This window comes from Nocardia sp. NPDC057353, from assembly GCF_042667085.1.
Lineage (GTDB): Bacteria > Actinomycetota > Actinomycetes > Mycobacteriales > Mycobacteriaceae > Nocardia.
Genome location: NZ_JBHVAK010000119.1, coordinates 1 through 6,845, shown reverse-complemented (window position 1 = coordinate 6,845; position 6,845 = coordinate 1). Strand labels below are relative to the sequence as shown.

General features: G+C 73.6%; 7 protein-coding genes. 5 read left to right on the top strand and 2 right to left on the bottom strand.

Features of this window, described 5'->3' with window-relative positions; genetic code table 11:
* Window positions 1-10: 10 nt before the first annotated feature.
* Window positions 11-1,816, bottom strand: a complete 1,806-nt coding sequence (locus tag ACFUUZ_RS31390) for a DEAD/DEAH box helicase (protein ID WP_378702622.1) — start codon at window positions 1,814-1,816, stop codon at window positions 11-13.
* 345 nt (window positions 1,817-2,161) lie between these two features.
* On the opposite strand from ACFUUZ_RS31390, the gene ACFUUZ_RS31385 reads away from it, so the two are divergent.
* From ACFUUZ_RS31385 to ACFUUZ_RS31375, 3 genes are all read left to right on the top strand, one after another.
* Window positions 2,162-3,019: a hypothetical protein gene (locus ACFUUZ_RS31385; RefSeq protein ID WP_378702620.1), complete on the top strand. Its 858-nt coding sequence runs from the start codon at window positions 2,162-2,164 to the stop codon at window positions 3,017-3,019.
* A gap of 69 nt (window positions 3,020-3,088) precedes the next feature.
* Window positions 3,089-4,168 (top strand): alpha/beta hydrolase, encoded by a 1,080-nt coding sequence (locus tag ACFUUZ_RS31380; RefSeq protein WP_378702618.1) that lies wholly within the window; start codon window positions 3,089-3,091, stop codon window positions 4,166-4,168.
* Between the two features lie 18 nt (window positions 4,169-4,186).
* The gene (locus ACFUUZ_RS31375; RefSeq protein ID WP_378702616.1) at window positions 4,187-4,873 is read left to right on the top strand and encodes a ferritin-like fold-containing protein; all 687 of its coding nucleotides are present in this window, start codon (window positions 4,187-4,189) and stop codon (window positions 4,871-4,873) included.
* Window positions 4,874-5,005: 132 nt separating this feature from the next.
* Here the strand turns inward: ACFUUZ_RS31375 and ACFUUZ_RS31370 are convergent, their stop codons facing one another.
* A complete protein-coding gene (locus ACFUUZ_RS31370; RefSeq protein WP_378702614.1) occupies window positions 5,006-5,839 on the bottom strand; it encodes a helix-turn-helix transcriptional regulator in 834 nt (277 codons plus the stop codon).
* A gap of 148 nt (window positions 5,840-5,987) precedes the next feature.
* Between ACFUUZ_RS31370 and ACFUUZ_RS31365 the strand changes: the two genes are divergently transcribed.
* A complete protein-coding gene (locus ACFUUZ_RS31365) occupies window positions 5,988-6,479 on the top strand; it encodes a YceI family protein (RefSeq protein ID WP_378702626.1) in 492 nt (163 codons plus the stop codon).
* Window positions 6,480-6,576: 97 nt separating this feature from the next.
* Window positions 6,577-6,804 (top strand): DUF3107 domain-containing protein, encoded by a 228-nt coding sequence (locus tag ACFUUZ_RS31360; RefSeq protein ID WP_378702624.1) that lies wholly within the window; start codon window positions 6,577-6,579, stop codon window positions 6,802-6,804.
* The last annotated feature ends 41 nt before the right edge of the window (window positions 6,805-6,845 follow it).

Below are 6,845 nucleotides of genomic sequence, written 5' to 3'. Positions count from 1 at the left end.
GGGCGTGAACTCAGGCTTCGGCGGTGGCCTCGGCCGGGGCGGCGTCGCCGGACGGCTTGCGGCGCCTGCGGCGACGGCGGGCGGGCTTGTCGCCGGAGTCCTCGGAGTCCGTCGTGGCCTCGGCGCCGTCGGCAGCGCGATCCGCCGCGTCGGCGCCGGTCACCGCGCCTGCGCCGGTCGCCGGGGTGACGTCGCCACCGGCCGCCGCGGCGGCGTCGCCACCGGCCGCGTCGCCGCCGGTCGCCGCGGTGGCGTCACTGCCCGCCGCGTCGGCAACCGGGTCCGTACCCGTGCGCCGCCTGCGGCGCCGCTTGCGCGCGGGCGCCTCGCCTGCGTCACCGGTGGCATCGCCCTCGGCGACACCCTCGGTGCCATCGGCACCGTTCTCGCCTTCGACCGGCCGACCCCCGCGGGTCCGCCGCCGCGACCTACCGCTGCGCGGCTCCCGCGCGGGCCGCTCGACGACGACCGCGTCGTCGTCCCGCTCCACCCGCGCCTTGCGCAGCGTGCCGGTGACCCCCTCCGGGATCCCCAGCTCGGCGAAGAGGTGCGGCGACCGCGAGTAGGTCTCGACCGGCTCGGGGATCCCGAGCCCGAGCGCCTTGTCGATCGCGGCCCAGCGGTTCAGCTCGTCCCAGTCGATGAGCGTGACGGCGACGCCGGTGCGCCCGGCCCGGCCGGTGCGGCCGATCCGGTGCACGTAGGTCTTCTCGTCCTCCGGGCACTGGTAGTTGACGACGTGCGTGACGTCGTCGATGTCGATGCCGCGCGCCGCCACGTCGGTGGCGACGAGCACGTCGATCTTCCCGCTGCGGAACCGGTCCAGCGCCTTCTCCCTGGCGATCTGCCCCAGGTCGCCGTGGACCGCGCCGACCGCGAACCCGCGCTCGGCCAGGTCGTCGGCGACCTTCTGCGCGGTCCGCTTGGTCCGGGTGAAGATCATGGTCGCGCCGCGGCTCTCGGCCTGCAGCACCCGCGCCACCAGCTCGGCCTTGTCCAGCGCGTGCGCCCGGTAGACGAACTGCGTGGTGCGCTCGTGGATCGCGGAGTCGTGCGGCTCCTCGGCCCTGATGTGCGTGGGCCTGGTGAGGAAGGTGCGCGCCAGCGTGATGATCGGGCCCGGCATGGTGGCCGAGAAGAGCATGGTCTGCCGCTTCTCCGGGACCATGGTCAGGATCCGCTCGATGTCCGGCAGGAAGCCGAGGTCGAGCATTTCGTCGGCCTCGTCCAGCACCAGCACCCCGACCTTGCCGAGGATGAGGTGCTGCTGGTCGGCCAGGTCCTGCAGCCTGCCCGGCGTGCCGACCACCACGTCGACGCCGGAGCGCAGCGCGGCGATCTGCGACTCGTACGGGCGGCCGCCGTAGATCGAGGTCACCCGCAGCGGGCCCTGGTGATTGCGCAGGTACTTGCTCGCGTTCTCCAGGTCCTGGGTGACCTGGATGCACAGCTCGCGGGTCGGCACGATGACCAGGGCCCGCGGGGTGCCGTCCAGCGGCGTCGTGCCGTCGGCGCTCGCGATCCGGTGCAGCAGCGGGACGCCGAATCCGAAGGTCTTGCCCATTCCGGTGCGGGCCTGGCCGATCAGGTCCTCGCCCGCGAGTGCCAGCGGCAGGGTGAGTTCCTGAATGGCGAAAGTACGTTCGATACCGATCTCGGTGAGCGCGCGGACGATTTCGTCGCGAACCCCCAATTCGGCGAATGTCGGGGCGGTGTGCGTCGCATCCAGCTCGGCGGTCAGCAGCGTGTCCGCCAGCCCCGGTTCCTGTTCGACAGTGATCTTGCTCAGGTTCGTGCCTTTCCTCGTCGATCGCATCCAGCGCGCACGAGGTGTGGGGCCCGGTGGCCCGCGACGACCACGTTTCTCCCCGGACGACACCCGCTCGGCTCGCTGCCGGACGATCGAGGCAGGCAGCCCGGGAGGGGCCCGCTCGGTGGATCGTCGGCGCGGCGCGGCGGAGCCGCGGATTCGGTGCGCGCACATTTCCCGACAGCGGAGTCCCGAGTTCGGGTGCTGTTTCGCCGAGTCGTATACCCGGCAAACTTCCGTTGTCCGCAATGATTGTAGCGTGCTATTGTTCCGCCCCCGGAAAGACCGGTCCGGACAATTGTGTACGCCCGGTGCTCCGGCCTCGGCGAACACCCACGTACGCTGCGGCTCATGGCAATTCATCCGGCTCGGCGAATCTGGACGACTCTCGAACCGCTGCACGACGTGGTGTATTTCGGGGCCGGGGTGAAGGAGGCGGGCACCGAGGTCGGGCTGCGCGGTTACTGGCAGACCTACTTCGCCTTCCGGGCCGCCCCGCTCGGCGCCGTCGCGCCCGCCACCGTGCTCGCCACCTTCGCCGGGTTCCACCCGGAGATGATCGCCAAGGCGCTGCCGGACGCCTGGTCCCGCGCCACCCCGGAGACCTGCCTGACCGCCCGCTCCGCCATCGCCACCGCGCTGCTCCGCGGCGCGGGCGCGGGCGCTGCCGAGTGCGCCCGCGCGGTCGAGCTGCTGGCGCCGGTGCAGCGCGCCGCCGACCCCACCGGCCGCCCGCTCTTCGCCGCCAACGCGGCGCTACCGCTGCCCGACGACCCGGTGGCCGCGCTCTGGCAGCTGGCCACCGCGCTGCGCGAGCACCGCGGCGACGGGCACGTCGCCGCCCTGGTCGGCGCGGGGGTCACCGGGCGGCAGGCGCTGGTGCTGCAGACCGCGGCGGGGAAGGTGCCCGCGTCGGTGATCCGGCCCGCGCGCGGGCTCTCCGAGCGGGAGTGGACTGACGCGGTGGACGAGCTGCGCGCGGCCGGGCTGGTCGCGGGGGAGCCGGACGGCCCGACGCTCACCGGCAGCGGCGCGGCGCTGCTGCAGCGGGTCGAGCGGGTCACCGACGAGGCGGCCTGGAACGGCGCGCTGGCCGCGCTGCCCAGCGATGCCGCCACCGAGCTCACCGCCTCGCTGGCGCCGCTGGTCGACGCGGTGCAGCGCGACATCCTGCCCGCGGTGAGCCCGGTCGGACTTCGGCCGGAGTGACGACGTGATCCGCGGCACGAAACCGGAGTACCCAGTACCGGCGGTACCGCAGTATGGGAAATTGGGTCGGTGAGCATCGTCGCCGCTGTTTCCCGCGCCGCCCGCAACGCGCTGGCGCTGACCCCGCTCGGCTCCGGCATCGGGGCGCCAGAGCCGGTGCCCTCCGACGTCCTGTGCGCCGAGCCGCACCTGACGCTGCGCCGCTACCACCACGGCGGCGGGGCGGAGGCCCCCGCGGTGCTGCTGGTGCCGCCGCTCGCCGCCCCCGCGAGCTGCTTCGACCTGCGTCCGGGGCAGAGCGTCGCCGAGTTCCTCCGCGATTCCGGCCGGGCGCCGTACCTGGTCGACTACGGGCCGGTGGGGTACGCGGACCGGGAGATGGGGCTGGAGGACTGGATCGACCGCATCCTGCCCGAGGCCGTGCTGCGCACCTCGGCGGACCGCGGCGGCGAGCCGGTCGACCTGGTCTGCTGGTCGCTCGGCGGCACGCTCGCGCTGCTCACCGCCGCCGCGCACCCGGAGCTGCCGATCCGCTCGGTCACCGCGGTCGGCTCGCCGCTGGACTACCGCCGCATGTTCGGGGTGCCGCAGCTCCGGCTGCTGGCCGCCCCGACCGGCGGGCAGCTCACCTCGGCGGCGATCCGGGCGGCGGGCGGGGTGCCCGCGCAGCTGACCCGGCTCTCCTACCGCTTCTCCGCCTGGGATCGCGAGCTGCGGCGGCCGTTCTTCATCGCGAGCAACCTGGCGAACACCGACGCGCTGGCCAGGATGCAGACGATCGACCGCTTCCTGGCCGACATGGCGGGCTACCCCGGCCGCTTCATGGACCAGGTCTGGCGGCGCTTCCTGCTCGCGGGCGACCTGGACACCGGCGTGCTCCGGCTCGGCGCGCGCCGGATCGCGCTGGCCGACGTCACCGCGGCGGTGCTGCTGATCGGCGGCCCGCGCGACGCCATCACCGCCGCGGGCGCGGTGGAGTCCGGGCTGCGCACCCTGACCGGGGCGCGGGCGGTGCGGTACGAGACCGCCCCCGGCAGCCACCTCGGCATCCTGACCGGCCCCGATGCCGCGCACTCCACCTGGACCTACCTGGACAAGTTCCTCACCGAGCAGGTCGAGGTGGCCGGTGGGGTCGCGCCGGTCCGGTAGCGGGTTAGGCTGATGCGCATGGGAGTCGAGTCGCCTGCCGACGTGTCCTCGTCCGAGCCGGTCGTGCCCGCGGTGCACCCGGGGGTGAACGACCTCTTCGCGGTCCTCGCCTACGGCGAGATCTCCGCCTTCTACCGGTTGGCGGAGGAGGCCGCGCTCTCCCCGACGCTCTCCGGCAAGGTGCTCGCGGCGAAGATGGCGGCGGCCGAGATGGGGCACTTCCGCACCCTGGAGGCGGCGCTCGCCGAGCGCGGCGTCGACGTGTACGCGGCGATGGACCCCTTCATCCGGGCGCTGGACGACTACCACGCCTCCACCGACCCCTCCACCTGGCTGGAGTCGATGGTCAAGTTCTACGTCGGCGACGGGATCGCCGCCGACTTCTACACCGAGATCGCGGGCGCGCTGCCCGCCGAGGTCGGCACCGTCGTCCGCGACGTGCTCGCCGAGACCGGGCACTCCCAGTTCGTCGTGGACGAGGTGCGGAACGCGGTGCGGGAGAACCGCTCCGAGCGCGATCGGCTCACGCTCTGGGGGCGCAGGCTGCTCGGCGAGGCGATCACCCAGGCGCAGTACGTGATGGCGCAGCGGGACGAGCTCACCGAGCTGGTGCTCAGCGCCACCGGCGACCTGAACGGCATGGCGAAGCTGATCGAGCGCATGCAGGCCGGGCACGCGGCCCGAATGGCCACCCTCGGCCTCTGAGCACCTGCGGGGCCGCGGGCGAGCGCGCCGCGCCGCGCGACCCCGGCCTGGAGTGAGCGGCGGTTGCCGCTACTCGTTTACGGCGCGCTGATCGCGCGCCAGGGCCGCGCGAACTCGGCGTCCCGAAAGCCGCTACCCGCTCGCGGCGCGGTCGCCGTGGACCAGGCGCAGCCCGGGTTCGCGGGCGAGTGCGCGGTCGGGTAGCCAGACGACGACGGTGTGGTCGCGCTGCGTCTCCAGCGTCTCCATGGTGATCTCCACGGCCCCGTGCGCTGGGTGCTCCAGCCGGAGCGGGGTCGGGGCGGGTTCGGCGGCCAGCCGCGGCGCCCAGCGCTGCGCGAACTCGGGCAGCTGCCGCAGCTCCTCGATCAGCTCGCCCAGCTCCCGGTCCGCGGGCCAGCGGATGCTCGCCCGGTAGAGCATGGCGGTGAACGCCTCGGCGACGGCGGCCCGGTTGCGCAGCACCCGGTGCGCGGCCTCGTTCCGGAACACCCAGTAGGCCAGGTCACCGGGGTGCTCGAGCAGGCCGAGCGGCCCGGCGAACTCCTCCCAGGCCGGGTTGCCCGCCAGCACGGCGAGCCCGCGGCCGAGCACGAAGGCGGGCGTCGGGTCGAGCGCCGCGACGATGGCCGCGACGCTCTCCGGCACCACCCGCGCGGGCGCGTGCGCCCCCGGGCACCGCTCCTCCCGGCCCGCGGTGAGCGCGAGCAGCCCGAAGTGGTGCCGCTGCGCGTCGTCGAGCAGCAGCGCGTTCGCGAGCGCGTCCACGATCGCCATCGACGGGTTGCTGTCCCGCCCCTGCTCCAGCCGGGCCAGGTAGTCCACGCTCACCCCGGCGCGCACCGCGACCTCCTCGCGGCGCAGCCCCGGCGTCCTGCGCCTGCCCACGCCGGGCAGCCCGACGTCGGCCGGGCGCAGCTCGGCCCTGCGGGCGACGAGGAACTCGGCGAACCTGTTCGCTGACATCGCTCCATGATGACCGAACCGGGGCGCCCCAGCCTCGCCCTGCCGGGGCCAGGATAACCGCGGCCTTGGTACCCCCGCCGGGTACGGGGACGGTGGAGCCATGACCACGAGCACGAACGACACCCTGCTGAAGCCCGGCGCCTGAGCCCTGGACGAGCACCACTCCTCGGTCGGCTTCTCGGTCCGGCACCTCGGAATCTCCAAGGTGCGCGGCCGGTTCACCAACTTCGAGACCGAGTTCGCCGTCGACGAGGCAGGGCTCGCCACCATCGGCGCCACCATCCACCTGGCCTCCTTCGACACCGGCAACGCGGGCCGCGACGAGCACGTGCGCACCGCCGACTTCCTCGACGTCGCCAACCGCCCCACCCTCACCTTCCGCGCGACCGCGCCGGTCCGGATCGCCGAGAGCTTCACCGTCGAGGGCGAGGCCACCTTCGGCGACAAGACCACCCCGGTCACGCTGGAGGTGGAGTGGGGCGGCGTGCAGCAGCACCCCGGTGACGACAAGCTGCACGCGGGCTTCTCCGCCACCGGCAGCATCGACCGCACCGCGCTCGGAGTCGGGCCGGTCGCGCCCGGATTCCTGAGCAGCGCGGTCAAGATCGAGCTGGAGATCCAGCTGGTGGAACCGGCCTGAACTGTTCGCTGACAGCGCAGCAGCCGTGTGCCGCCGCGCTCCGGTGCTCGACTAGCCTGGGACCGACAGCACAGGACTCTAGGTTCGGAGGTTGACCGTGGAGGTCAAGATCGGTATTTCGGATAGCCCGCGGGAGCTCGTCATCGCCAGCTCGCAGACCCCGGCAGAGGTCGAGTCCCTGGTCAGCGGCGCGCTCGGCGGCGAGAACGGGGTACTGGCGCTCACCGACGAGAAGGGCCGCAAGTACCTGATCCAGGCCGCCAAGGTCGCCTACGTCGAGATCGGCACCTCCTCCGCGGGCCGGGTCGGCTTCGCCGCCGTCTGAACCTGTCGCAGACGGCGAGGGCCCCGCACCAAGATCGGTGC

What these genes read in the sequence shown, in the direction of transcription:
- ACFUUZ_RS31390 (WP_378702622.1), bottom strand. Translation starts at nt 1,816, where the DNA reads ATGCGATCGACGAGGAAAGGCACGAACCTGAGCAAGATCACTGTCGAA.
- ACFUUZ_RS31385 (WP_378702620.1), top strand. Translation starts at nt 2,162, where the DNA reads ATGGCAATTCATCCGGCTCGGCGAATCTGGACGACTCTCGAACCGCTG.
- ACFUUZ_RS31375 (WP_378702616.1), top strand. Translation starts at nt 4,187, where the DNA reads ATGGGAGTCGAGTCGCCTGCCGACGTGTCCTCGTCCGAGCCGGTCGTG.
- ACFUUZ_RS31370 (WP_378702614.1), bottom strand. Translation starts at nt 5,839, where the DNA reads ATGTCAGCGAACAGGTTCGCCGAGTTCCTCGTCGCCCGCAGGGCCGAG.